Annotated in this window: 24 protein-coding genes; 8 read left to right on the top strand and 16 right to left on the bottom strand. The window is 53.3% G+C overall.

The features are described from left to right. Window positions 1-215: 215 nt before the first annotated feature. Entirely contained in the window at window positions 216-2,978 is a 2,763-nt protein-coding gene (locus tag MLE19_RS19330; RefSeq protein WP_240719752.1) for a DUF3141 domain-containing protein, read from the bottom strand. A 476-nt stretch (window positions 2,979-3,454) separates the two neighbouring features. Between MLE19_RS19330 and lipA the strand changes: the two genes are divergently transcribed. After that, the gene (gene lipA, locus MLE19_RS19325) at window positions 3,455-4,513 is read left to right on the top strand and encodes a lipoyl synthase (protein WP_240719751.1); all 1,059 of its coding nucleotides are present in this window, start codon (window positions 3,455-3,457) and stop codon (window positions 4,511-4,513) included. Between the two features lie 122 nt (window positions 4,514-4,635). Here lipA and lipB read toward each other — a convergent pair whose 3' ends face one another. The 11 genes from lipB to MLE19_RS19270 all read right to left on the bottom strand — a co-directional run bounded on the left by lipB (window position 4,636) and on the right by MLE19_RS19270 (window position 15,224). Further along, window positions 4,636-5,298: a lipoyl(octanoyl) transferase LipB gene (gene lipB / locus MLE19_RS19320; RefSeq protein WP_240719750.1), complete on the bottom strand. Its 663-nt coding sequence runs from the start codon at window positions 5,296-5,298 to the stop codon at window positions 4,636-4,638. Between the two features lie 2 nt (window positions 5,299-5,300). Continuing rightward, the gene (locus MLE19_RS19315; RefSeq protein ID WP_240719749.1) at window positions 5,301-5,612 is read right to left on the bottom strand and encodes an HP0495 family protein; all 312 of its coding nucleotides are present in this window, start codon (window positions 5,610-5,612) and stop codon (window positions 5,301-5,303) included. 51 nt (window positions 5,613-5,663) lie between these two features. Continuing rightward, window positions 5,664-6,878 carry a D-alanyl-D-alanine carboxypeptidase family protein gene (locus tag MLE19_RS19310; RefSeq protein WP_240719748.1) on the bottom strand — a complete coding sequence of 405 codons (1,215 nt, stop codon included), beginning with the start codon at window positions 6,876-6,878 and terminating at the stop codon, window positions 5,664-5,666. Window positions 6,879-6,974: 96 nt separating this feature from the next. Further along, a complete protein-coding gene (locus MLE19_RS19305) occupies window positions 6,975-7,991 on the bottom strand; it encodes a septal ring lytic transglycosylase RlpA family protein (RefSeq protein WP_240719747.1) in 1,017 nt (338 codons plus the stop codon). After that, on the bottom strand, window positions 7,988-9,037 hold the full coding sequence (gene mltB / locus MLE19_RS19300) for a lytic murein transglycosylase B (protein ID WP_240719746.1): 1,050 nt from the start codon (window positions 9,035-9,037) through the stop codon (window positions 7,988-7,990). Before mltB ends, MLE19_RS19305 begins: the two co-directional genes overlap by 4 nt. Window positions 9,038-9,158: 121 nt before the next feature. After that, on the bottom strand, window positions 9,159-10,319 hold the full coding sequence (rodA, locus tag MLE19_RS19295) for a rod shape-determining protein RodA (RefSeq protein WP_240719745.1): 1,161 nt from the start codon (window positions 10,317-10,319) through the stop codon (window positions 9,159-9,161). A gap of 3 nt (window positions 10,320-10,322) precedes the next feature. Next, complete coding sequence (gene mrdA, locus MLE19_RS19290; protein ID WP_240719744.1) at window positions 10,323-12,230, bottom strand: penicillin-binding protein 2; 1,908 nt, start codon at window positions 12,228-12,230, stop codon at window positions 10,323-10,325. An 88-nt stretch (window positions 12,231-12,318) separates the two neighbouring features. Continuing rightward, on the bottom strand, window positions 12,319-12,786 hold the full coding sequence (gene rlmH, locus MLE19_RS19285; RefSeq protein WP_240719743.1) for a 23S rRNA (pseudouridine(1915)-N(3))-methyltransferase RlmH: 468 nt from the start codon (window positions 12,784-12,786) through the stop codon (window positions 12,319-12,321). Next, complete coding sequence (rsfS, locus tag MLE19_RS19280; protein WP_007112938.1) at window positions 12,783-13,169, bottom strand: ribosome silencing factor; 387 nt, start codon at window positions 13,167-13,169, stop codon at window positions 12,783-12,785. Before rsfS ends, rlmH begins: the two co-directional genes overlap by 4 nt. Before the next feature lie 78 nt (window positions 13,170-13,247). Beyond that, window positions 13,248-13,907 (bottom strand): nicotinate-nucleotide adenylyltransferase, encoded by a 660-nt coding sequence (nadD, locus tag MLE19_RS19275; RefSeq protein WP_240719742.1) that lies wholly within the window; start codon window positions 13,905-13,907, stop codon window positions 13,248-13,250. Between the two features lie 9 nt (window positions 13,908-13,916). Beyond that, the gene (locus MLE19_RS19270; protein ID WP_240719741.1) at window positions 13,917-15,224 is read right to left on the bottom strand and encodes a glutamate-5-semialdehyde dehydrogenase; all 1,308 of its coding nucleotides are present in this window, start codon (window positions 15,222-15,224) and stop codon (window positions 13,917-13,919) included. A gap of 268 nt (window positions 15,225-15,492) precedes the next feature. Between MLE19_RS19270 and MLE19_RS19265 the strand changes: the two genes are divergently transcribed. Genes MLE19_RS19265 through MLE19_RS19255 form a run of 3 tightly spaced genes read left to right on the top strand, consistent with a single transcriptional unit; the run spans window position 15,493 to window position 18,718 of the window. Further along, window positions 15,493-16,347, top strand: a complete 855-nt coding sequence (locus tag MLE19_RS19265) for a hypothetical protein (protein ID WP_240719740.1) — start codon at window positions 15,493-15,495, stop codon at window positions 16,345-16,347. Beyond that, window positions 16,344-17,276 carry a diguanylate cyclase domain-containing protein gene (locus MLE19_RS19260; RefSeq protein WP_240719739.1) on the top strand — a complete coding sequence of 311 codons (933 nt, stop codon included), beginning with the start codon at window positions 16,344-16,346 and terminating at the stop codon, window positions 17,274-17,276. The genes MLE19_RS19265 and MLE19_RS19260 overlap by 4 nt, the downstream gene beginning before the upstream one ends. A gap of 44 nt (window positions 17,277-17,320) precedes the next feature. Continuing rightward, complete coding sequence (locus tag MLE19_RS19255) at window positions 17,321-18,718, top strand: bifunctional DedA family/phosphatase PAP2 family protein (RefSeq protein ID WP_240719738.1); 1,398 nt, start codon at window positions 17,321-17,323, stop codon at window positions 18,716-18,718. Between the two features lie 17 nt (window positions 18,719-18,735). On the opposite strand, the gene MLE19_RS19250 is transcribed toward MLE19_RS19255, so the two are convergent. Genes MLE19_RS19250 through mpl form a run of 3 tightly spaced genes read right to left on the bottom strand, consistent with a single transcriptional unit; the run spans window position 18,736 to window position 21,467 of the window. Next, window positions 18,736-19,359, bottom strand: coding sequence for a LysE family translocator (locus tag MLE19_RS19250; RefSeq protein ID WP_240719737.1), 624 nt, complete (start codon window positions 19,357-19,359; stop codon window positions 18,736-18,738). Window positions 19,360-19,362: 3 nt separating this feature from the next. Further along, window positions 19,363-20,028, bottom strand: a complete 666-nt coding sequence (locus MLE19_RS19245; RefSeq protein WP_340163111.1) for a UbiX family flavin prenyltransferase — start codon at window positions 20,026-20,028, stop codon at window positions 19,363-19,365. Continuing rightward, window positions 20,025-21,467, bottom strand: coding sequence for a UDP-N-acetylmuramate:L-alanyl-gamma-D-glutamyl-meso-diaminopimelate ligase (gene mpl / locus MLE19_RS19240; protein ID WP_240719736.1), 1,443 nt, complete (start codon window positions 21,465-21,467; stop codon window positions 20,025-20,027). The genes MLE19_RS19245 and mpl overlap by 4 nt, the downstream gene beginning before the upstream one ends. A 279-nt stretch (window positions 21,468-21,746) precedes the next feature. On the opposite strand from mpl, the gene MLE19_RS19235 reads away from it, so the two are divergent. Continuing rightward, window positions 21,747-22,133 (top strand): glutaredoxin family protein, encoded by a 387-nt coding sequence (locus tag MLE19_RS19235; protein WP_240719735.1) that lies wholly within the window; start codon window positions 21,747-21,749, stop codon window positions 22,131-22,133. Window positions 22,134-22,211: 78 nt separating this feature from the next. On the opposite strand, the gene MLE19_RS19230 is transcribed toward MLE19_RS19235, so the two are convergent. Then, the gene (locus MLE19_RS19230; protein ID WP_240719734.1) at window positions 22,212-22,793 is read right to left on the bottom strand and encodes a hypothetical protein; all 582 of its coding nucleotides are present in this window, start codon (window positions 22,791-22,793) and stop codon (window positions 22,212-22,214) included. 276 nt (window positions 22,794-23,069) lie between these two features. Between MLE19_RS19230 and MLE19_RS19225 the strand changes: the two genes are divergently transcribed. From MLE19_RS19225 to MLE19_RS19215, 3 genes are all read left to right on the top strand, one after another. Next, entirely contained in the window at window positions 23,070-24,650 is a 1,581-nt protein-coding gene (locus MLE19_RS19225; protein ID WP_240719733.1) for an ABC transporter substrate-binding protein, read from the top strand. A gap of 170 nt (window positions 24,651-24,820) precedes the next feature. Continuing rightward, complete coding sequence (locus tag MLE19_RS19220; RefSeq protein WP_240719732.1) at window positions 24,821-25,870, top strand: ABC transporter permease; 1,050 nt, start codon at window positions 24,821-24,823, stop codon at window positions 25,868-25,870. Next, window positions 25,867-26,823, top strand: a complete 957-nt coding sequence (locus tag MLE19_RS19215; protein ID WP_240719731.1) for an ABC transporter permease — start codon at window positions 25,867-25,869, stop codon at window positions 26,821-26,823. The genes MLE19_RS19220 and MLE19_RS19215 overlap by 4 nt, the downstream gene beginning before the upstream one ends. Window positions 26,824-26,830 lie beyond the last annotated feature (7 nt).

Here is a 26,830-nt window from a genome sequence, read left to right as displayed (position 1 = left end):
TACCCTACCCCAGCCCTTGGCTAAGCGCCAGTGGCAACCAAGTCCTAGGCAGAATCCATGATTTTTAGGTTGATAGGCATAGCTTTTAGACATAGCTTCAGACAAAGAGTAGCTAGACACTAGACTGCCACTGGCATTACGGCAACCCAAAAGGTGTTAAAGCAAACAAAGCGCCCCCACCAAATAGGCGGGGGCGCGTTAGCTAACGTACTGTTTTAGTGCTTTTCGGGGGGCTTGCCACTCACGCCGTTACCTTTGGGCTGCGCCGCTGGCTTAGCGCCTTCTTCATCAGTTGGTGAAGGTTTCTTCGCCTTCTCCTCTGCAATCACTGAGGATTTAACCGACGCCAGCTGTGCTGCTTTTGGCTTAGCGGCAGCCGGCTTGGCTGCAGGCTTCGCAGTTGGCTTGGCTGCGGCTGGCTTGGTTGATGCAGACTGAGCTACGTCTGACTTAACGGCTGCGGATTTAGCTGATGGCGGCGTAGACCCAGCATCTTTAGCCTTATCAGCCTTAACCACGTCTGACTTTGCAGATGCTACCGGTGATTCACTGGCCACTGCAGGTTTAGCAGCGGTGTCAGCCTTTACGGCTGTAGCCGCAGGCGTTGTAGATTTCGCCTCAGTAGCTTTTGGCTTAGTGGTAGTTTTTGGTTTAGCGGCAGCTTTTGGTTTAGTGACGGCTTTCGGCTTTGGCATCGCTTTTGGTTTAGCAGGCGTTACTTCCGACGTGGGCCGCGCCTTATCAAAAAGTGCCTTAACTTGAGTAAACCGTTCGGCAGCATGCTCTGAAAGCTCGCCGCTGGCAGCAAACACGTGTTCAAGGTGGCTAATGTAGCCGTCGATATCGTCGTTACTACTACCCTTGAGCAAAATAGGCAGTGAGTTTAATGCCTTATCGCGATCCAGCTTCAAGATAAAGAACTGCTCGCGCACTAGGTTTTTAAAATCGCTCAGTTTAATGCCTGGCTCAAGCTCCGCGCGAGAAGCGCGTAGCCGCTTAAAGTTGCGCTCGTCAGTGGCTGGCGCCCCACCTAGCACATAGATAAGTGAACGCATAACGGCTTCATGGGCACTACCTTGGGCAATCTTCTCGCGCAAGGCTTCCTGGCGATGTTCAACGAAACGTTGATGTTCAGGCTCAGCACCTGGACGACGACGATGTACGTGGGCGTCTCCATAGAGGCCAACGGCGGCTTGCAGCAGCGGTTGACCGTAAATATCCATGAACATCTTTTCAGTGCTGCTATCGCGTAAATCGCGCATCGCATTGAGGCTTGCAACCAGCTGGTCTGACCCCATGGTCTCAAGCGCTTTGTACAGGTTTTCCTGTGACACAGGGTGACGATTTTTCCGCACAGCATCCGCCATCACCGGAAGCGGCACAGAAAGCGGATTGCGATCAGAAAGTAGCTTGTAGCCCAAACGGATCGGGTGCATGCGACGAATCAAACGCGCCGACTCAGGGGTTATCATGGCTTTTAGCCAGGGCTGAATAAAGAGACGGTACATACCCAGATTAATTTCCGAGATACGCGCAACCGTTGCAAAGCGACGATCATCCTCAGGCTTATGCATGACGGCCTGATCCAGCTCTTCAAAGTTACGCGGCATGAACTCAAGCAAGTAGTCACGCTCGAACAACTCGGCATCTGCGCCCTTCTCAGCCGGGGATATGGAGGTTTCGTAGAGCCCTGGCGGCAGGACGTCAATGTAATCCATATTAGCGGTGAATTCGGTATGCTCTTTGCGCGACACACTGCCCGAAACAAATATCCCTAGGTGGCCAGTGGTATCATGCTGGCAATAGACGATGGTTTGCTCGTTGGCAATGATGTCGTCCGTGTTTTCATATAAATCACGAATCCACCCTAGGGCTTGCGGCGGCGGGGTAATATCATCACCACGTGAACAGAATACGACCACCGGCGAGCGCACGTTACGTAGATCAATGCGTCGCCCATCCCGGGTCACCAGCTGCGCGGTCGATAGCCGATTACCGACAAAAAGGTTATCGACAATATATTGAATCTCTTCACCGCCCAGTACGACGTGCCCGCCCCACCAGCGTTCAAAGTCGAGGTATCGGCCCGCTTCGGTGTCAATATTGTCGTAAAGGTGGTACTGCTTTTTCCAGTAGGTATTAGCCGGGTTTAGGCGCTCAAAGTTTTGCACCAGCATTGCCCCGTCAAACAGGCCATCGCCAATGTCACTCGCCAGCGCAGTCATCCAACTACCGCCCGACATCCCACCGGTATAACGCATAGGCGCTTTGCCATGCTCGCCCGCCCAGTAAGAGAGCGGTGCTCCGGCAATCAAAATAGGACCAAATACGTCCGGCTCTAAAGCCGCCGCCATCATGATTTGCCAACCTGCCTGACAATTACCCACCACCATGGGCTTTTCGGTGGTTTCTGGGTGCAGCTCAATCACATGGCGAAGGAAAGCAATTTCTGACTCGACCACATCTTCAACTGTTTGACCCGGCTCTGGAAACGGCAAAAAACCAATAAAGTAGCACGGGTGCCCCGCTTTCAGCGCTACACCCAGCTCACTGTCAGGCTTAAACCCCCCGATCCCTGGCCCATGCCCTGCACGCGGATCAACCACGACGAAAGGGCGTTTACCTAGATCAGTCTCAGTCCCTTCATGGGGCAGTACGCGCAACAACTCATAGTTCGTTGGCCGCGGTAGCGTCCGACCATCCATAAGCACTTCGGTATCAAACCCCAACACACTTGGCTTAGTTTGCTCCATATGCTCAAGGTACTGATTGCCACGCTCACGCATGACGTCCAGGTACAAAACGCTGCGTTCCATGCTATCGCGCCAGTAATCAAAGGCCGCACGCCCAAACCCAAAGGGGTCGAACAAGGAAGCGACCGCTTCACTACCAGGTACCGCTGTGGAACCACTTTGTTGCTTACGCCAAGCACTAGTGAAAGCACTGACAGGAAACAAAGGATTGGCGAGAAAGTTCATAAGTTCTCCCATTGGATTGATGCGCCGGCATCAATCCCGATAGCAATGATGCTGCAATGCAATATAGTCTAGGCCACAACGTGCTTGACGTCGATCTTTACACCTAACAATTACGCCCTATGCGACTAATGAGGCTCTATTTAAGCAGCGCCCGAGACTCAGTGTTAGCATGCTTTGCCCTGATGTTGAAGCCTATTTCGGGTATTACAACTTACGAGCTTACAGGGCGTTCTCAATGGGATTAATATGCTATCTATCCGGCTATCTTCGGCACTTCTAGGCACGATCTAGTTGCTGCGCCCTCAGGCCTGACGGTGTCCTGTTGACGGCGAGATATGTTACATTAGTAGGCATAGCGCGATGATATATCGGAAGCACTTCGTATTAATTAATCAGGTATCAATTGGCAGGCCTTGAAAGGGCTCGACGCCCTCAACTGACCTCGGCCTACCGCACAAAAGAGAGGCTCTGTCCCTATGAGCAATATCCCTCCGCAACGCGTGTCTAGCGGTGAAAAATACCGTAATGAGCATGGCATGACGGTGATCAAGGACGGCATGAAGCAGCGCAAAGCGCAGGCAGAAGCCCCTTCTCTTGAACGCAAGCCCAAGTGGCTACGGGCACAGATCCCGGGAGGGGAGCGTTTTGAGGCGGTCAAGAAAAATGTCGCCACTCATCGACTGAGCACTGTTTGCGCTGAATCTCACTGTCCCAATATGGGCGAGTGCTGGAGCAACGGTACGGCAACAATTATGCTTATGGGCTCAGTATGCACGCGTGCCTGCCGCTTCTGCGCGGTAGATACAGGTAACCCACAAGGTTGGCTGGATCACGAAGAGCCTGAAAACACCGCTAAGTCGGTAGAGTTGATGGGGCTGCGCTACATCGTACTCACATCGGTAGACCGCGATGACCTTGACGATGGTGGAGCGTCGCACTACGCCAACTGCATTATGGCGATCAAAGCGCGTACGCCTGAGGTAGTCGTGGAAGCCTTAACGCCCGACTTTGATGGCGAGCTAACCGCTATTGAACGCGTCGTCGACTCAGGCCTGCAAGTGTTTGCCCAGAACGTTGAAACCGTTGAACGGCTAACAGGCCGAGTGCGTGACCGTCGAGCAGGTTATCGTAAAACCCTTGATGTACTTGCCCATGCCAAACGCTATCGCCCCGATATCATTACCAAAACCAGTTTGATGCTGGGACTGGGCGAGACTGACGAAGAGATTTTGCAAACCTTTGATGACCTTCGTGAAATCGGAGTCGATATCGTCACGCTAGGCCAGTATCTGCGTCCGACCAAAAACCACTTGGCGGTTGAACGGTGGGTTACCCCGGAAGAGTTTGATCGCTACCGTGTTATTGGCCTGGAAAAAGGCTTTATGGAAGTCCCTTCCGGCCCACTAGTACGCTCCAGCTACCGTGCTGACCGGGTCTTTGAGAAAAATAACCTGGGCCTTGCGTCACCAGCAGCCATTCCTGGCCAAGAACAAGAAGCTAATCCCAACCTGATCCCAGCGCTCAACGTAGGATAGTGATTACCGCGACACAGAGCCTGCCACTATATTGAGTTAAATTTAGTTAAGCGGTTGAAAGGGCTTAGAGAGAGCTTTAAGAAAGCTCTACCCCTGCTCTTATCAACCGACTTATAGGGGCTTTATAGTGGCGAGCTCTCGATATGAACCAATTCGCGGTTCAGCCGCACAGCCAAGGCGTTCGCCAACTGCTCTCCTACCCGGTGATTGTCGGGCAGTGCTACAAAATCAGCTAACCGCACCATGGGCATACCCGCATAACCGCAGGGGTTAATCCGTAGAAAAGGCGCCAGGTCGCCATCGACATTTAATGCCACGCCATGAAAGCTTGCACCACGCCGAATACGTAGCCCCAGAGAGGCAATCTTCGCCTCTCCCGCTGCTGTCATTACATAGACACCTGGCGCATCAGGGCGAGCACGTGCATCTACACCGTAGCTGCTTAAAACATCAATTACCGCGTTTTCCAATGCCGTGACTAAATCGCGTACGCCAATTTTGCCTCGCCGCACATCCAGCAGCGGATACAGAACCACTTGACCAGGACCATGATAGGTCACCTGCCCGCCTCTATCCGTGTGTACGACAGGAATGTCACCCGGCAGCAGTAAATGCTCTGGCTTGCCTGCCTGCCCCTGAGTAAATACAGGATCGTGCTCGACTAACCAGAATTGATCAGGGGTATAGGTATCGCGGGTATCGGTCAGCGCACGCATTGCCTCCCAAACCGGTAGATAGGCTTGGCGGCCAAGGTTATACAATCCAATTGGCGAGGCATCGCTCACGGCTATACCACCATATGGACACGACCCGTGGCCTTGAGCGCATCAAACAGCTCTTTAATATGCTGCTCTCCGGTCGCTCTTATCACGACACGAACCGATTGGAAACGACCATTGCGGCTGTCGACAACCTGCATGGTCGTGGCATCGAAATCAGGCGCATGGCGCACAATGACCTGACACACAGAGGCAGGAAAATCTTCGGCGGCATCGCCAACGACTTTTAACGAGTAATCACAGGGGAAAGTGATTTTTGGCGGCTCTTGAACCGCCGGTTGACGTAAATCGCGCAGTCCCTGTGGAGTACCTTTTTTCATAGCAACCCCATCATTACAGATACAATATCCAAGGCCTAATCTGGACCAGATTTAATCAGTAAAGTTACTAATTAGGCCATTAAAGAAGCGCTGAACCTGATCAAATAAACGCTTGAAGAGGCCACCCTCTTCAACATTTTCAAGTGCCACTAAGCGACGCTCACCAACTACGTCGTCACCCAGATGAACTTCTAGAGTGCCAACCTCATCACCAATAGCGATCGGTGCCTGAAGGTCCGGGTCAAGGTTAAGTCGCGCGCGCAGCTCTTCATTACGGTTGCGCGGCAGGGTCATAAAGACCTCTTCATCGACACCCACCCGCAGCTCATTGATATCACCACCCCAAACACGCGGTGTGGCCAGTACGGCACCGCGCTCGTAAAGTTTCATGGTCTCAAAAAAGCGGAAACCATAGCTGAGCAGTTTTTGGGTTTCCTGGGCACGCGCCTCATCAGAGGTGGTGCCCATTACGACAGAAATCAAACGCATATCGTCGCGCTTGGCTGATGAAACCAGGCAAAACCCCGCTTCCGTCGTCCAGCCGGTTTTTAGGCCATCGACCGAAGGGTCGCGCCACAGCAAACGGTTGCGGTTTGGCTGATCTATACCGCCAAAGGAGAACGTGCGCTCTGAATAGATTTCATAGTGTTCAGGGTAATCATTAATAATATGCTGCGATAAGCGAGCCATGTCGTGGGCAGTTGAGTAGTGATTATCACCTGGCAAACCGGTCGCATTTTGGAAATTTGTATTGTCCATTCCCAAGCGCGTGGCATGCTGATTCATCAGATCGGCAAAAGGTGTTTCTCCGCCCGCTAAATGCTCCGCCATCGCAACACTGGCGTCATTACCAGAAACGATGATGATCCCATGAAGCAAGTTGTCCACCGAGACTTGATCACCTACCTCAATAAACATCTTAGAGCCGCCGGTGCGCCAAGCATTCTCACTGATGTTAATCATATCAGTCAGGTTAATCGTACCGCGATCGAGCTCACGCTCAACCAAATAGGCCGTCATAAGCTTGGTCAAACTCGCCGGCGGAAGGCGCTCATCGGAATTATGCTCCGCCAGTATACGTCCGCTGTTGGCATCCATGAGTATCCACGAACTCGCCGCTAACTGAGGCGCCGCTGGGATAATGGTTTGCGGCTGTGGAATTACCGGTTGAGGAACTTGCTGCGCACTGGCCGGCACAGCAATCGTCGCCACAGCAGCAAAAAGGCACAGGCGTGCAGAGCGACCAATGGATGTAAACACGTTCATAACGTCAGTCTCACTTACTCGAAAGCTTACTTGTAAAGCTTATTTAAAAACACAGAGGCGCGGAAGACGCGCCACAAGAAATAAATAGGGGGCTAATTATCGCACAACAAACACCTGGGGGAACCCTGCTTGACGCAGCGTTTCACGTGCTTGCGTCTCTTGCCCAGGATTAATAGGGCCTACTTGAACACGGTAGACGTCGGCATCACTCATAATACGTACTTTATGGGGCTGTTCCACTTGCAAACGCTGCTGCAACTGCTGAGCGCCCTCTGGGTTACCTAAGGCAGCAATCTGGAGATAAACCGCCTCGCCTGACCCGCTTTGGCTGGGCGCTGGCTGGGATACGCTGGTTTGTGATCGTGACACCGGTGCTGCAGTATCTGGAGCCGCAGGACGGGTAGAAGCTGGCGGAGCGCTTGAAGCGACTTGCCTTGGCTCTGGAGCCCTTGCCTGTGCGGGCACACCCCCGCCCCTTCCTTGCTCAGCTAGCCACTGTTCTGGGTTAATAGCTTCCACTTTAACCGACCCAGTGCCATGGTCGAGAAACCCAAGGCGGGACGCTGCGGCGTAGGAGAGATCTATTTCACGGTCACTATGAAAAGGGCCGCGATCATTGACCCTAACAATCACCGATTGCCCGCTATCGAGGCTGGTGACGCGAGCAAAGGTAGGTAGCGGCAGCGAACGGTGTGCTGCTGACATTTTGTACATGTCATAGATTTCACCGTTTGACGTTGCGTAACCGTGAAACTTTTCACCATACCATGAGGCGGTACCACGTTTTTCGTAGCCCGTTGCATCGGGCAGAACGTGGTAGGTTTTACCCCATACTTCGTAGGTTGACCGGTTACCACCCCGAGAGGGCTGTTCAATTCGCGGCTCGGCATCAGGCACCTTGGTCACATCCGGTGGCTCAAGGGGGTAAGCATCACCACTCATCGCATAGCGACCACCACTGGTACTGGCAGCCGTTGAAGCGGGAGCAGTTGCTTGATTGGCTGAGCTAGGCGTGTCAATCCGCTGGGGCTCGTTACTTGCACAGCCACTGACCAGTGCCAACAAGGCAACGACCCCACCCGCACGCCGGGTTATCGTCAGTTTGCTATTCATGCCTCATCCTCATGCCGCTTATCGTGCAATTCGGCGATCGCTTCCGCCAGCTCAGTTACTGCCATGGCGTAGAGGTGGCTGTGATTGTAGCGGGTTATCACATAAAAATTATACTCGCCAAACCGATAGTGGGTCTGCCCATCCGCGTACTCAAGCGCTAGCGGAACGACCAACAAATCATCATCGAGCGGCTCATTGGGCTCAAGCCCATGGACGGCAAGCTGAGCGATACTGACCGACGGAGGCGATGTCTGATTGAATGAAAGCTCTTGTAGTAGCTCGACCGGCAATACGTCAGGGCCACTCGCCTGATGATAAATATCAGCACCTGGCTGCCATTTGTGTTCGGCGAAGTAATTCGCAACGCTGCCTATCGCATCAACCGGGTTTTCCCACAGATCGCGACGGCCATCGTCATCGAAATCCACTGCATACGCTTGATAACTGGTAGGAATAAACTGCGGATAGCCCATAGCGCCCGCATAAGAGCCCTGTAGTTCGGTAGGATCCACCTGCTGCTCGTAGGCTATTCGTAAAAACGCGGCCAGTTCACCGCGGAAAAAAGCGCCCCGGGCCGGATGGTGAAATGCCAACGTGGCTAGCGAATCCAGAACACGGTGCTGGCCTTTGTGGCGGCCGTAATAGGTTTCAACACCAATAATAGCGGTAATGATTTCAGCAGGAACACCATACGTGCTTTCAGCTCGCGCTAAAGCATCAGCATGCGCGTCGATAAACTCAACGCCCTCTTCAATGCGCTGTTGGGTCATGAAAATAGCGCGATACTCATGCCATTTCAGACGACGCTCCGCGGCCCCTTCCATAGCATCCAAGACACTTTGAGTGAAGGTTGCCTGCCCAAGCGCCTTTTCTAGCCACGCTTGCGGCAGCCCTTGCTCGACCAACTCTTCCATCAGCAGCTGACTGTCCGCATTCTGCGGCGGAGCAAAATGCTGAGAAGGCTCATCGGCAAATACTGAGGGCGTTACCCAGCACATCATGGCTGCCAATAGGTAGCTGTTCGTTTTCCCTTGAACCTTGTTCATTAACTCTCCACTCCTGAGCTCTTCATTCCAGAACGATGAATCCTAGAACCATCCATTCCTGAGTTTTCCATTGCCGAGCAACACAGGCGTCTGAACTATATGTCTGGGCTGGGCAGCTTCGCTAGCGGGACAGTAGCCGCCGGTGAGCATGTATGGACATGAGAATACCGAAACCCGCTAACAAGGTCACGCTTGAGGTGCCGCCATAACTCACTAACGGCAACGGTACGCCTACCACGGGTAGAATGCCGCTCACCATGCCCATATTGACAAAAACATAGATAAAAAACGTTAGGATAATACTGCCCGCCACCAAGCGGCCAAAGGTGTCTTGAGCAGCGCTGGCCATCCATAATCCACGGCTGACGATCAATAGATACAGACACAACAGCACCAACATACCGACCAAACCAAACTCTTCACCCAAGACGGCAATGATGAAATCCGTATGCCGCTCCGGCAAGAACTCTAACTGAGACTGGGTACCTTGTAGCCAACCTTTGCCCCACAGCCCGCCGCTCCCAATGGCCGTGGTTGACTGAATGATATTCCACCCTGAACCCAGTGGATCGCTTTCAGGGTTTAGAAACGTCAACACCCGTTGCCGCTGGTAGTTGTGCATATTCATCCATAATACCGGCACGCCCGCAGCCCCCAGCGCGGCAATGAAACCTATTAAACGCCATGACAATCCTGCCAACAGCACGACGATTAAGGCAGCGCTAGACACCAGCAGAGAGGTGCCTAAGTCGGGCTGAATCGCCGTTAATACAACGGGCACACCGATAATGACCCCGCACACCACAATATCGCGCAGTCTCGGCGGTAGTTCACAGCGATTAAGGTAGGCTGCGACCATTAACGGGGCCGCCAGCTTCATCATTTCAGATGGCTGAAAACGAATGACACCAGGAATCTCCAACCAGCGTTTGGCCCCCATTCCGACATCGCCCACGACATCAACAGCCACCAGCATGGCTACACCAACACCATAGGCCAGGGGGGCAAAGCGTAGAAAAGTAGAGGGCGAGAATTGGGCAATAATCACCATGCCTACCAGGGCGATGCCAAAACGTACGCTCTGGCCAATCACCGCATCAATGGATTGTCCGGAGGCGCTGTATAGAACGATCAAACCGCTGCCCATCAGCACTAGTAGCAGGCCAAGCAGCCAGGGATCGATATGAATCCGTTCCCAAATACTTTTGCGCCGAGCAATCCCACTCTCAGGCGGGCGAACAGGGTAACCACGCATCGAGCGCGCTATATAATGCCAAGGCATGGCTTAGTTACCCTCCACATTGGCATCATCTTCTTCTAACACTTCGCGCACTTCCTCTACGTCAGGCGCCTCATCCTTGAGCAACCAGGCATCAGTCATGGCTCGCGCCAAATGAGCCGCATGGGTACTGCCGCCGCCTGCATTTTCAACAATAACGGAGACAGCAATCTGGGGATCTTCTAATGGCGCGAAAGCCATGAAAAGCGCGTGGTCTCGTAACCGCTCTGCTAACTCATCGGCGTTATAGCGCTGATCCTGGCCTAGCGAAAATACCTGTGCAGTGCCTGATTTGCCGCCCATACGATACTCAAGCCCCACACCGGTTCGGCGCGCCGTGCCCTCAGTGCCACTAATCACTTTCTCCATGCCGCTAAAAACCCTATCCCACCAGCTATCGCTGGCTAACTGGATGTCATCCAAGGTTTCTGGCAAATCTCGTGGGACGGGTGTATCACCAATCTGTCGAGCCAGGCGCGGCTTCACCCAGTGGCCGCGATTGGCCAGGGTTGCTGTGGCGCTGGCGAGCTGCAAAGGCGTCACTTGCCAGTAGCCTTGTCCAATACCCACTGAAAGCGTTTCACCGGGGTACCATGGCTGGTTAAAGCGACCACGCTTCCAGTCGCGCGAGGGCATCAAAGCGCCGCTCTCTCCCTGTACGTCGTGGGCAACACGCTGACCAAAGCCAAAATTGCTCATCTGCTCATGCAGGCTATCGATGCCTAAATCATGCGCCAGGGTGTAGTAGTAAGTGTTGTTTGATACGGCAAGAGAACGCTCCATATCGACACGACCATGTCCCCAGCGCAGCCAGTTGCGGTAACGGCGGGAGTCATTAGGTAACTGGTAATAACCCGGGTCATTGATCGTGCTATCGGGCGTAATAACGCCCTCCACCAACCCGGCTAGTGCCAGAAAAGGCTTGATCGTTGAGCCTGGCGGATAATGACCACGAATAGCGCGGTTAAACAGGGGCAGATCAAGATTTTCCTGCAAGCCGCGATAAGAAGCGACGTCGATGCCAGTGACAAACTGGTTACTGTCAAACCCTGGTGTTGACACCATGGCGAGAATTTCACCGGTAGCGGGCGCGATAGCAACAATAGAGCCGCGACGCCCATCCAACAGCTCATAAGCCAGCATTTGAAGTGACTTATCGAGAGTTAATGTTAAATTCTCACCCGGCACTGGGTCCGTGCGGCCTAGCTCTCGCAATACGCGGCCTCGGGCGTTAGTTTCCACTTTTCGCAAGCCAGCCTGACCGTGCAGCTCCTCTTCATAAAAACGCTCAATACCGGTTTTACCGATAAAGTGAGTACCTGCGTAGCGTCCCGCATCAAGTGTTTCCATCTCTTCGGCGTTAATGCGGCCAACGTAACCTAGCGCATGGGCCATTATTTCCGCGTCAGGATAAAAACGCAGCGGCTGAGCCTCTATCTCCACCCCCGGTAGACGGTGGCGATTTACGGCTAAGCGGGCGATTTGGTCTTCGTTTAGATCGCTGGTCAGCAGCGCAGGTTGGAAAGGTCGTTGCCGTTGGCGCGAACGAACATTGAACGCTTCAATCTCCTCTTCGGGTAGCTCAAGAAGATCAACCAGCAGCGCCAGCGTCTCGTCAAGGTTATCGACGCGTTCGCGTACTAGCGTCAGGTTATAGGTGGGGCGGTTTTCAGCCAGCAGAACGCCATTTCGGTCATAGATCAAGCCCCGATTAGGTGGCAGTGGCTCGACACGCACCCGGTTATTTTCGGATCGGGTGCTGTACATATCATGCTGAACGATCTGTAAATAAATTAAGCGCCCCGTTAACAAACCTGCCAGCGTCAACACCACTAATACCGCAAGCAGCGCTCTAACACGGAAAATACGCAATTCTTGCTCGGAGTTTTTTAGCGTGTTGGGGCGCTTGAGCATGGCAACGATGACTCTCAAATCAAACAATCAAATCAGACAAAAGGCGCAGCAGGCCATCACACTGATCGCCCGCCATCTCAGTCAGCCGTTAGCGGTGATAAGGGTGACCGATCAATAATGTCCAGGCGCGGTAGAGCTGCTCGGCCAGCATTATCCGCACTAGCGGATGGGGCAGCGTCAGCGGGGAGATCGACCACTTTTTATCGGCCATCGCCGATAGCGAGGGTTCGAGACCATCCGGCCCACCCACCAGCAGCACAACATCGCGCCCGGCCATGCGCCAGGCGTCGGCTTCTTGCGCTAGCTGTTCGGTGGTCCAAGGCTTACCTTTGACTTCCAATGCCACGACGTATTCATCACCACGCAGCTTATCGCGAATACGCTGCGCCTCTTGGGCGCGTGCTTTGGCGATATCGGCGTTTTTGCCACGCTGGCCGAGGGCTATTTCTTCTATCTCGAGATTAAAATCTCGCGGCAGCCGCTTGCGGTAAGTGTCGACGCCCTCTTCTACCCACGCAGGCATTTTGCTTCCTACCGCTAACAGCCGGATCTTCATGACATGCCGGCTCGCTCTTGAAAGCGCTCAAGCGACTCACCAATGGCACCCGAGTCACTCGGTAGATCTGCCCATAAGCGCTCTAAGTCATAGAGGGTACGTGCTTCGGGCATCATGACGTGAACCACAACATCACCTAGGTCAACCAGCACCCAATCGGCGTTGTCACCACCTTCTACGCCTAAAGGGCCAAGACCCGCAGCCTTAGCTTTTTCCACTACATTTTGCGCCAAAGCGGCAACATGGCGGGTCGACGTACCGCTGGCAATCAACATGAGGTCGGTGACCTCGGTTAATTTGGCAACATCCAACTGCGTAATGTCGCGTGCTTTCAGTTCTTCTAGCGCGTCAACCGCTAGATTTTTCAATGTATCGATGTGCATGACTCCTAAAGACAACCTCTTGGGGTAATCGGTCAATAAAGCCGGCCATTGTAACGGCTTATTCGGTGACTGCCAGCGCTATTCACACTGCCGGTAAAGTCCGTGGTGGGTAATAGCCTGTTCAACAGCGGGCGGTACCAGATAGCGTACACTCTTGCCAGCTTCTAGCCGCTTACGAATATAGGTCGCGGAAATCGCCATTAACGACGGCAGCTGAAGTGACAAATAGCCCCCACATGGCCGCTGCATTAATGTCTCTACGCTATCGACTGCTCTATGCGCCACCAGTTCCCTTAATGACGCTGGCAGTGGATCGCTATAGCCGGGGCGATCAATAACGACCAGATGGGCATATTCAAATAAACGTGCCGGCTGGTGCCACTGGGCCAGCCGCAAGAATGCATCGAAACCGATAGCCATTACCAAGCGCGCTTGCTCACCATACTCGCCACGCAGCTCAGCAAGCGTATCAGCACTGTAGGAAGGCCCTGCCCGTTGCAATTCGCGATCATCAGCTACCAGACCTGGCGTATCGCCGATGCCTGCTTGTAATAGCGCCAACCGCTGCTGCGCCGACACCAGCGGCTGATCCCGCAATGGTGGCTGTTGCGCGGGTATCATGTGAAGTCGATCAAGCGACAGCGCTTCATGCAACTCTACGGCACTACGCAAATGGCCCAAATGAATAGGGTCAAAGGTGCCGCCTAACATACCAACACGTTGCACAACCTGACTCATACCGCCACCTTACTCACGCACCTGACCATCACCGAACACGACGTATTTTTGGGTGGTTAACCCTTCTAACCCTACCGGACCGCGGGCATGCAGTTTGTCGGTTGAGATACCAATTTCAGCTCCCAGCCCATACTCAAAACCGTCCGCAAAACGTGTCGAGGCATTGACAATGACGGAGCTGGAGTCGACTTCTGCCATAAAGCGCCGCGCCAGTGAGTAGTCCTGGGTGACAATGGCATCGGTGTGGTGTGAGCCGTACAGCTCGATATGGGCGATGGCTTCATCAACGCCATCAACCATCTTGATCGCCAGCACCGGAGCTAAATACTCGGCATACCAATCTGACTCTTCAGCCACTGCCGCTTGAGGCAACAGAGCCCGTGTGCGCTGGCAACCGCGAAGTTCGACTTGATGCTCGGCATAGGCCCGGGCCAACTCAGGCAATAACAGATCAGCAATGGGCGCATCGACCAGCAACGTTTCCATCGTATTACAGGTGCCGTAGCGGTGGGTTTTGGCGTTGACCGCAATGGCTAAGGCTTTGGCAGGGTCTGCAGTGGTATCGATATAAACATGACAAACACCATCAAGGTGTTTGATGACCGGTACGCGCGCATCGCGGGTAATACGCTCGATCAGCGACTTACCACCGCGCGGGATAATGACATCCACATACTCAGGCATGCTAATCATTGCCCCCACGGCCGCACGGTCGGTGGTCGCTACCACCTGAACGCTTCCCGCAGGAAGGCCGACATCGGCAAGTCCTGCCTGAATGCAGGCACTGATGGCCGCATTTGACTCACTGGCTTCTGAGCCGCCACGTAAAATACAGGCGTTACCCGATTTGAGGCACAGGCTGGCGGCTTCCAGCGTTACGTTAGGACGCGACTCGTAAATAATGCCGATTACGCCAAGCGGCACACGCATTTTGCCAACCTGAATACCGCTGGGACGATAGCGCATATCACTAATTTCGCCCACCGGATCTGGCAGCCCCGCCACTTGGTGTAAGCCCTCAATCATGGCGTCAATACGCGAATCATTTAGGGCTAAACGGTCCAGCAGTGCACTCTCTAATGCGTTCTGACGACCGCGCTGTAAATCCTCAGCATTGGCGTCTAGAATGCGACCACGCGCTTCTGACATACGCTGCGCCATCGCCATCAAGGCACGGTTTTTCAGCCCCGTATCCGCCCGACGGAGCTCGCTGGCTGCATGGCGTGCTGCTTGTCCCAAAACCTTGACATAGGCGGGCACATCTCCGGCTGACAGGTGCTGATGGGCCTCTTCTTGGAACGGTGTTGAAACGCTCATACAGTCTCCGTACGTCATCGTGCGTGCTAAGGTGAATGATGGCCTAAACAGTGCCAGGGTAACGTGTGCAGCGGCTATGAATCCATAAGCTCACTGCTGTTGGCTGACATAAGCACACAGCCATTTTTACGTTTGTGCTTATATTACGCCATTTCATCGTTATACTGAGGATGATTAAAGCGCTAATGTGTGTTGTGTACGTTTGTCGTCATACGCTCACCCACTTGCTCAGATTTTTCTGGTTATTCAGGACGAATAGTAAGTCACCATGCAAAGCAAGTACAAAATACGACTGCTACGTGCCAATCTTTTAGCTGCTGCTGTGGCGTTGGCGCTCTGGACACCGTCAACGCCACCAGCGGCTGCACTGGTGCTATGGCTATCAGTCGGCTGGCTATTTATAAACGCCTTCATGCTCGATTTCAGCCACCGCCGCTCCCGAGGCTTACCCTGGCAGATTGTGCCGGGCCTGCTGTTGGTCGCTTTAATTGCGGCTGCGCCAGAGCGACACGGCATTTTAATTTGGGCCTGGGCTGCAATGCTGATGCTGCCGCAAAATAATTGGGTGGCCGCTTTTAATCTCAGTGCGGCACTGATTAGTTCTGTTCTGGTGGCCCCTCAGTTGGATATGCCAGCCTTGATTTTGCTGCTCTGCTGCCTGCTGATACTTGGCTTGCTGGCCCTCTCCAGAGCACAGCAACTTATCGATATGAACGGCTCCATTCGCCAACGCTTACGCTTGATTCCAGGTCTCAATCTTTGGGCTGGTGAACAATTACTGCGCGACATTGCTCGTGAACAAACGCGCTGTGAGCGCGAGGGCATATATGCGGAAGTATTTATTCTGCACGTTAAGCGCCATCAACTTTGGCCCACTGCTCAAAAACTTTGTGAATTAACGCATGATTTTGAAAATGTATATCGCTTAAGCAGTACCACACTGGTTACCCTGATGCTTGCACGCTCACCTACAGAAGCTGCTCAACGACGCAGTTTGCTGCTCGCAGATTTACCCGACAACATTACCAGTGAATATATTGAATTAATTGATATCGAACCGACCTCCCTATCGGTGTTTGAGATGAACAAACTACCGGCTGAGCGGGTGCGGGAGACGATATGATTGAGCACCATATTCCCAAGCGGTTAATGACGCTTGCTTATGCCGCCAGTATTGCACTGATGACAGGCTACGCTCTTTGGCTATACGCCATGGGCGACTATCGCGACCTGCTTATTCCCACCTTCATGACTCTGCTGCTGATGTCAGCCTTGCTAATGCATATTGGGCAAGGGCTAAAGAGCTACCTGCCGAGCTTTGTGTTGCTATGTTGTACCTACTCGGCTGTATTGGGTGCTTTTTACTATCACCCCCAGATGTCTCCCATTTGGCTAGGCCTGCCCATTACCGCCGCTTTTTTATTATTACCGTTATGGGCTGCGCTAGTTCTCAATATCGCTATTGGTCCCTTGTGGTGGCTACTGCCTGCCGTCGCTTCTGCACCCTCTGCGATCATTGTTGGTTATGTCGCTTTAACCCTCCTCCTGGCGCTACCTCGCTGGGAGCACGCCCGCCGTCGTGCACTCCTTCGAGCTACCGACCCAAACGATAGCGACTGCAATGCCTACAATATTGACACGCTAAAAGAGCGCTTGAATAGTGAGTTTCAGCGCGCGGCCATGCTCAATCAGCAGTTGGTGGTGTTAGTGCTCCATTTACCGCAACTGGATATGGCTGAGGAGCAGTTTGGCCATCGTGCACAGACAGCTTTATTAGGTGCACTGTGCAGCGAAGTAAATAGTCGCTGCCGGGATCACGATGTGCTTGGCCGCGCTGATAACGCCACTTTCTGGCTAGTCCTGCCGGACACCAGCGAAAGCGGCGCACTGCTGGTGCGAGAGCGTTTACAGCGCGCGCTCTCACAACGAGTGCTGGTTGAAACTGGCCAGCTTGAAGCTCGCATAGCGGCCTGCTTGCCCAGTCGAGCAGAGAGCTTCGAGCGTTATGTAAAACGGCTTGAAGCTCGCGGCAATTCACTCGCTAAGCTTTAAACGCTCGTTAGTCTAAGCCCCTATATTTATCGCCGGAGAAGTATGTGCCGCTAGTCGATATGCTTCACTCGTTAACACCATCGCCGCCACTATTAGTGTGTTTAGTATTGATAATTTCATTAGTGGAATCGCTTGCGCTGGTGGGGCTTCTGGTGCCAGGGGTGGTGTTAATTACCTCAGTGGCTTCTCTGGCAGGGCATCAAGATATTGCACTGGCGTGGCTGATGGGAGCAGCCTTCGTAGGCGCTATATTGGGTGACGGAATCAGCTTTTCACTCGGCTACAAACATCGTGAGCAAGTAACTCAGCGCTGGCCTCTTTCACAGCATCCCGAATGGCTGGGCCGAGGTGCACGCTTCTTTGAACGCTACGGCATATGGTCGGTGTTTATCGGCCGCTTTGTTGGCCCTGTCAGACCTATTATCCCGCTGGTTGCCGGCATGATGAGGATGTCACCGCGCACCTTTATTTGGGCCAACGTAACGTCTGCGGCGCTGTGGGCGCCTGCCTATATTCTGCCCGGCTACTTATTGGGCCGCACATGGCAGCACCATTTAAATCTACCGCCAGCCCTTGAAGCGGCACTGCTTATTCTGGCCGCTATTATGGTCACACTCGCGGTCATTTTCTCCTGGGGTCGGCATCAAGCAACACGGCATGGGCGACTTTACCGGGCCATTGCCGGTAGCGTGCGTAAACTGCCATTGCTTAGGAGGCCCTGGCTAGCGATGAGCCAGTCAGGAGATGTACCACTAGCCTCACTGCTGCTGTTGGTCTTAGCGCTCGGCAGTCTCTCAGGCTGGACACTGATGGTCATTGCCGAAAGTGGCCCGCTGAATATGGATATATTTATTTATCGTCTATTTGCTGGGCTGCAAAGCGATGTGTCTTACGCCGTGGGTAATATATTGGCGCGAATAGGCGACACCTTCGGCATTATCGCCTTAGTGCTACCCTGGGCGGTGTGGTTACTAATAGTTAAACGCTGGGATGCCTTATTGCACTGGGCGGGCGCATTTGCAGGCGTAGCGCTGCTTAACATCATTGGGAAAGGCGTTTTCGGACGTGCTCGGCCTGACACACCGGACTATCTAATGGGGTCGTTCTCATACCCAAGCGCACATACATCTACCGCGGTGGTGCTGTTTGGTTTAACGGCGGCATTTATTGCCGCCGAAATCCCGCGCCAGAAACGCTTTTGGGCTTACTGGATAGCCCTTGCACTTGCACTGCCGATGGCGTTATCAAGATTGGCCGTGGGCGTTCACTGGTTTAGCGATTTGGTGGGAGGAGCGCTGTTGGGGCTGGTGGTCTGCGCACTGACCCTACTGCATTGGCAACAGCAGCCTCGCCCCCCTCTTCGCCCCTGTCCTTGGCTGCTACTCGGCATTTCATCCCTGGTACTTATCAGCGCCCGCGTCAGCCTACTGCCGCCAGTCTGATGCAAACCGATGCTTGTTTAGCCAAGCGCTAACCAAAGGCCCACACCAATCATCAACGTACCAGCGATACGGTTAAGCAAACGTACATTACCGCTCTTGCCGAGCACATTGCGCAATGTTTTACCGCCGGTCGCATATACCAGCATACTGGCAAATTCGATGGTTAAAATGACCGCAATCAGAAGGCTAAGCTGACCCGACAGCGGGCGGCTGCCGTCTAGAAAAGGGGGTAGCAACACCATAAAAAACGTCCATCCCTTAGGATTTGCCACTGCGGTCACAAAGCCCTGCATAGCAAGCTGTAGCCGACTGGCCGGGGGGCCAGCATCCAGCTCACTAGGGATCGCCATCCGCCCACGTGAACGCCACATCATCACGCCTAAATAGCCTAAATATGCGCCCCCCACCCACTTAAACAACACGAACAGCTCTGGTTGACGAAGCATCAATGCCGCAACTCCAGCGCCAGCTGCCGCCGCTACCAAGCCTACCCCGATCAACTCGCCAATCATCATCCACAGCGTTCGCTTAACGCCTTGGGTCATGCCCAGCACCATGGCGAGCGTCATACACATGCCGGGGGTAAGCGAAACAAACAGAAACGTTGGTACAAAAACCGAGAGCGTCGCCCACGACATCATAGGTCAGTCATCCTTCGCTGATGAGGAACTGTCAGTACTGTCTACTTCGCCCCAGCGCGGCATTAGCGAATGCTCAATCCCCAACTGGTTTAGGATCCGCGCCACGATAAAGTCAATCAGGTCATCAATGTGCTGCGGGCGGTGATAAAACCCCGGCGCCGCTGGCAAAATGACCACACCAAGACGGCTTAACGTCAGCATGTGCTCAAGGTGAATGGGGGAAAACGGGCTTTCACGGGGAACCAGCACCAGCGTACGGCGCTCCTTGATCGCGACATCGGCCGCCCGCTCGATCAGATTATTACTAGCCCCTGTAGCAACCGCTGAAAGTGTTCCCGTTGAGCACGGGCAGACCACCATAGCGGACGGCGCGCCGGAGCCTGAGGCGACCGGGGCCATCCAATCCTCGCGGCCGAAGCAGCGAATTTGCCCCGGTTGGGCACCACTGCGCTTGCTTAACGCCTGCACTAAACGTTTGGGCTGTGCTGGCAGCTCACTATCGGTTTCTGTGGCAATCACCATGTGGGCAGCCTTGGAGATCATCACCCATACTTCATGCCCCGCTGCGACCAACACATCAATCAGGCGTAATCCGTACTGGGCGCCAGATGCACCGGTAAGTGCGACGGTAATCGGCTTTTTAAATTCCACTTCAGACTGATTGGTCACGCTTGCCCCTCTTTGACGGCGGCTTTTTGGGCATTCGTCAAGGCGGCAAGCAAGCGTTCGTGCACGCCCTCAAAACCACCGTTAGACATCACCACGATACGGTCTAGTGGTGAGGCTTGCGTGACCACCGCCGTCACCAGCTTATCGATGTCATCATACAGCTGAGCACGCGCCCCCTGGGAGGCCACTAACGCTTCCATCGACCAATCAAGGCCGGCGGGCTGAAACCAAAACACACCGTCAGCGTCAGCCACACTCTCGACCAGACGCTCGCGTAGCGCGCCTAAGCGCATAGTGTTGGAGCGCGGCTCAATCACAGCCAGCAGTCGCCCTTTGGTTGTTGCTGCGCGTAACCCTTTAAGCGTGGCGGCAATCGCCGTGGGGTGGTGAGCAAAATCATCAATGACCTGAATGCCATTGATTTCACCGCGCACTTCCTGCCGCCTTCTGGGGGTTTCAAAGCGCGCAAGCGCTGCGCAACCACGCGCCAGATCCACCCCACAAAGATTGGCGGCCGCCAATGCTGCCAATGCATTACGGGCGTTATGCTCACCGGTGAGAGCCCATTCGACGACCCCATCTTCATCCTGGCCATGTTTATTCTGGCCTGACTCACCTTCGCCACCACAATGAAGCACCTGGAAACGGCTGGCATCGGCACGCTCGAGGGTAAACTGCCATTCACTAGTCGCCTGATCCCCAAAATGGGCGACCGGTGACCACACCCCCTGGGCAAGCACTCGTTCAAGGGCAGGCTGCTCATCGGCCACGAGTAGTTGGCCTTGGCTTGGAACAGTACGCACTAAATGATGGAACTGACGCTCGATGGCCGCTAAATCGGGGAATATATCCGCGTGGTCGAACTCAAGGTTATTGAGTATTGCAATATCCGGGCGGTAGTGAACGAACTTGGAGCGTTTATCGAAGAACGCCGTGTCGTACTCATCCGCTTCTACTACAAACGGTGCCTGTGCATCGCCCAAGCGCGCCGACACGCCAAAGTTACGTGGGACACCACCGATCAAGAACCCTGGGGTTAATCCACCGCTCTCCAATAGCCACGCCAATATGCTCGCCGTGGTCGTCTTTCCATGGGTACCCGCTACTGCAATGACGCGTCGGCCTGGCAAAACATGCTCTGCCAACCACTGCGCGCCAGAAGTATACGGCACACCGCTGTTGAGCAAGGCTTCGACTTCTTCATTGCCGCGTGACATTGCGTTACCCACTATCACAAGATCTGGCCTCAGATCCGGCTCTGGCGATAGGTGGTCAGCGTGATAGCCTTCCATTAAGGTAATGCCCGCATCAACCAATTGGGTACTCATGGGCGGGTAAACATGCTGGTCAGAACCACTTACCTGATGACCCAGCTCACGTGCTAACAGCGCCAGGCTGCCCATAAAGGTGCCGCAGATACCAATAATATGCAGATGCATGGCTTTCGCCCCGTTATTCGCCAATAAACTAATCGCACAGACGTTTAATAAAAAACCAAAATATGGCGTAAAAATGACCAATTAGACTAGCATGTTGGCTCCATTTGCTCATCCACTCATCGCACTAAACCGCCATGATTGGGGTTAAAAATGCCCTTCAAGTGACAAATCTTTCCAGTTGTTGCAGGATGCGGCCACCGTTTACTAATGGTGGCTATTTCTCTTTTTCCCATTTGTCACGCTGACCTAAGCCTAAATATCAGCGAAAGGAGCCTTCCGATGCGCATATTAATCCGCTATTTTTTTCGCGGCGTTCGCTTAGTGCTTGCCCCGTTTATGCTGATCTCTGAAAAGCTCTCAACGCCTAAGTCAGTTGAACGATCGCCTGAAGAGCAAGCCAATATTGACCAGACATGCCAGCGTCTTGCGCTGTATCAGTTTCGTACTTGCCCGTTTTGCATCAAGGTTCGCAAAGAGATAGCGCGACTAGGTTTGAACATCGAGGTGCGCGATGCCCAACTCGACCCTGAGCATAAGCAGGCACTTTTGGAAGGCGGGGGGAAAGTCAAAGTGCCCTGTCTCAAGATTATTCATGATGACGGGCGTGAAGAGTGGATGTACGAGTCTGATACGATTAATGCTTGGCTGCACAAGCAGTTTGACTAACCGATCACTACTCAACAGCCCCTAAAGAGTCTGAGGTGCAGAGAAACTACCCGAGGCCGACGAGGATCGGCCGCGGGATTAAAACTCTATTTTTTGCGCCTTAACATCGAACTCAACGTCAATCGCTATACTCTCTTCTGCGCTCGGTGGCTCACCCAGTTCGACTTGAAGCGCCAACACACCCTCTATTTTACCAGCAACATGAATCCATTGACTGGTTCGCTCGTAGTGGGTCAACGTTACGTCTACCCCTCCCTCGTCGGAACCTTCCCTTTCGGAAGTATAAAGCGGTGGGGAAAGCGATGTGCCTAGCGGATGAATGACTACAGCACTGACCAACTGCTCTTCGCTTACTGTCAGGCTAATTGAGAGCGCTTCTTGAGTATCCCAGGCCTCCTCATCCATAAAGCCGGTAATATCGATAGTGACGTCATCTCCGAGTTCAACGAACGATGCATTTGAGTCATTACCATGACTTAAAATAAACCATTCGCGCTGCTCGCCATCCAGCGACCCTTTGATCTGAGCCGCTAATTCCGGCGCGTTTGCCTGCGGATCCTCACTAGCTTGCCCAGCCACGCTATCTGGCGCTGCCTCACCGGCGACAGCCAAGGTGGGAAGGAACCAAGCGATGCCTGCAATTGCGATTTTTTTCCACATAACGCCTCTCCACCTATTTTCGACTGCTCTTTTTAATTACTACTTTCGTCTAATCAAAAACCGCTGATGTGCCGCTATCAGCCCTGTCATGTAGCAGACGAATGATGCCTGTCATTATTTCGATTGTATGACGCGATAGGCACTCTCTATGTTGTTAGTCTGTATTACTAACAAGGCTATCAAGCTGACCGTGTCTGTTTTACGGGGATTTCCGCCGTTTAGCGAGAGGAAAATGCCCGTAAAACGAACAATAAACAATGACCCAAGGGAACAATTATGACGCTCAAGAAAACCCTACTGGCTTCTGTTATTGGTGCAGTGGTTGCAGGTACGACATTGCTGCCAATGACGGCAAGTGCTGAAACACTTCGCATTGGTTACTCTGCCGACCCTGAAACGCTCGATCTACATGAACAGCTTTCTGGCGGCGTGCTGCGCTTTTCTCATCTGGCGTTCGACCCGCTCGTACGCTGGACAAAAGATTTCGATTTTGAGCCGCGCTTGGCCACAGAGTGGGAACAAGTAGACGAAACCACTATGCGCATGACATTGCGTGAAGGCGTTACGTTCCACTCGGGTAACGAATTCACCGCTAAAGATGTGGTATGGACCATTGAGCGTCTGAAAGAGAGCCCTGACTACCGTGCCATTTTTGAGCCGGTTGCCAGCGCTGAAGCCGTTGACGATTACACCGTTGAGATCGTCACTACCGAACCTTACCCGCTGATGCTCAACCTCGCGACTTACATCTTCCCAATGGACAGCGAGTTCTACACCGGTGAAACCGACGATGGCAGCGACAAAGCTGAAATCGTCAAAGCGGGCAACTCCTTCGCTTCTCGCAACGTTTCAGGTACAGGTCCGTTTGTTGTTACTGACCGTCGTCAAGGCGTTCGGGTGGATTTCGAGCGTTTTGAAGACTACTGGGATACTGAAAGCGAAGGCAACGTATCCAACATCGTGATGACGCCTATCGCTGAGAACGCCTCGCGCGTTGCAGCGCTGCTTTCTGGCGGCGTTGACTTTATTGATGCCGTACCGCCTAACGATTTAGACCGTGTACGTGAGGCCGATGGCGTAAACCTGATTGAGATTGACGGTACGCGTATCATTGGCTTCCAAATGAACGAAGAGCGCGTTGAAGCCTTCCAGGACGCCCGCGTTCGCCAAGCGGTTGATCTAGCCATTAATCAGGAAGGCATTGCTGACCGTTTAATGCGCGGTTTTGCTAACCCCGCAGGTCAATTCTCTCCTGAAGGTTACTCCGGCTATAACGAAGAGTTAGTGCCGCGCTACGACATCGAACGTGCTAAGGAGCTCATGGCTGAAGCAGGCTATGAAGAGGGCTTTAGCGTCGAGATGATCGCTCCAAACAACCGCTACGTGAACGATGCTCAAATCGCTCAAGCGGTAGCCAACATGCTGGCACAAATTAACATTGACGTTAATTTGCGCACCATGCCACTAGCCCAGTACTGGCCCGAGTATGATACTCGCCAATCAGACATGGCAATGCTCGGCTGGCATTCCGATACCGAAGATACTGCTAACTTCTTCCAGTATCTCTCCTTCTGTATTGATGAAGAGACCGGCGCTGGTCAGTACAACTACGGCAACTACTGCAACGAAGAGATCGATGCTCTGGTGACCGAAGCAGATAGCGAAACGGATCTGGAAAAACGCAACGAAATGCTGCGTGAAGCCGAGGCGATGTTGTACGAAGACGTAGGCTTCATCATGCTGCATTGGCAGAACCTTGCCTACGCCGCCGCAGACGGCGTTGAAGCTGAACCTGTGGTTAACGCTATCGACTTCCCCTATTTAGGTGACCTAGTCATTAACCGTAGCGAAGACTAAAACTCGCCTTGCTAATCAGTAGCATAGCGTTTTGTCAAAAGAGTCGCTGCAGCATTAACTGCTAGAGAGTTAACCGCAAGGATGCTTCGCTCCCTAATCGCTTAGGGGGCGAAGCCTTTTGTTTTGCCCCTACTCCCTTTGATGAACCCTTCACATAGGTGGCGTACGCCATGATTGCCTTTTTAATCAAGCGGCTGATGCACGCGATTTTGGTGATGTTTGTCATCAGCGTGCTGGCCTTCGCCATTCAGGACAACCTGGGTGACCCCGTACAGCAGATGGTCGGCCAGTCGGTGCCGGAAAGTGAGCGCGAAGAAATTCGTGAACGTTTAGGCCTCAATGACCCCTTCCTGGTGCAATACGCGCGCTTTGCTAAAAATGCCGTTCAAGGTGATTTTGGCTACTCCTACTTTTACCGCGAACCGGCGTTAGAAGTTATCGCCCGTCACTTACCTGCCACTTTAGAGCTGGTATTTGCCGCAACGCTGATTATCGTGCTGTTTTCAGTGCCTATCGGGGTGTATAGCGCAATCAAGCCGCGTTCGCCGATATCCCGGCTGTTTATGGGCGTCTCAATAATCGGTATTTCTATCCCTGTCTTTCTGACTGCCATTGTACTCATTCAAATTTTCGCGATTGGCGTGACAGTAACGCTATTCCCCGAAAGCACCGGATGGGGCGCTTGGCTGAATGATTTCTTTTCGACCGAAGGCAATATGCCCTCCTTTGGTCGTGGCTATGACTTGGTCAATGTAGTGGGTAATTGGGACACCAATTTAGCCACTTGGAACGGCTTACAACATCTGGTGTTACCGGCCGTCTCATTGGCCTCTATCATGCTACCGCTGTTTATTCGTCTTATCCGTGCCGAGATGATGGAAGTGCTGCAGTCGGAATACGTCAAATACGCCCGTGCAAAAGGCATCTCAATGCGGCGTGTCTATTTCGTGCACGCTCTCAAAAACACCATGCTACCGGTCATCACCGTGGGTGGTGTTCAGATCGGCACCATGGTGGCCTACACCATCCTTACCGAAACCGTTTTTCAATGGCCTGGTATGGGTCTGATGTTCTTGGACGCCATTAACCGTGCTGACATCCCGCTCATTGTCTCCTACCTGATGATTGTCGGCGTTATTTTTGTGGTCACCAATACCATTGTTGATCTGATCTACGGCATGGTGAACCCCACCGTAAAACTGACTGGGAAGCCCGCATGAGCACCTCAACTAATTCTCCATCAGCGAGCGCTACACCCAGCCGCTGGGAGCGCCTGCGCGACTCTTATATGTGGTACAGCTTCAAACGCGACTACACTGCTCAGCTGTGTTTGGCCGTGTTTATCTGTATGGTCATCGCTGCCTTTGCCTCACCGCTGTTGGCGCCGACAGACCCTTACGACCTTGCTCAAATAGACATCATGTCATCAGAACTGCCGCCCTTCTGGATTGAAGGGGCGGATGAGCGCTACTCCCTAGGCACGGACGCACAAGGCCGCGATCTGTGGTCGATTGTGCTGTATGGCACCCGCGTCTCACTGCTGATTGGCTTCGGTGCGGTTATTTTGCAGGCGCTATTGGGGGTCACGTTTGGCCTGATGGCTGGCTATCTGGGCGGTCGTGTTGATACCATTTTGATGCGTCTTGCCGATATTCAGCTCTCCTTTTCGACGCTGATGGTAGCTATCGTGGTAGGCGCCTTGGTGAAAGCGACCATGGGTAGCGCCTTTTACAGCCAGTATGCAGTAATGATGCTGATCCTGATTATCGGCTTGGCCGAATGGCCACAGTATGCCCGTACCGTGCGCGCTTCCGTGCTGGCTGAGAAAAACAAAGAGTACGTTGATGCGGCCCGCGTCATGGGGCTGCGCAGCAAGCGCATTATGTTCCGCCACGTGCTACCCAACACGATGTCGCCGATTTTTGTTATTTCCACCGTGCAGATTGCCAACGCCATTATTTCTGAAGCGGCGCTGTCGTTTTTAGGATTGGGCATGCCGGAAACACACCCCTCATTAGGCTCATTGATTAAATCAGGCTTTGACTATATCCAGTCAGGCTCCTGGTGGATCACCTTAATTCCAGGTGCGGTACTTGTTGTGTTGGTGCTGTCGATCAATCTACTCGGTGATTGGCTGCGTGATGTCATGAACCCACGACTCTACAAAGGCTGAGGACACC

The organism is Vreelandella neptunia, from assembly GCF_022489065.1.
GTDB classification, from domain to species: domain Bacteria; phylum Pseudomonadota; class Gammaproteobacteria; order Pseudomonadales; family Halomonadaceae; genus Vreelandella; species Vreelandella neptunia_A.
This window is presented reverse-complemented; position numbering and strand designations above follow the sequence as displayed.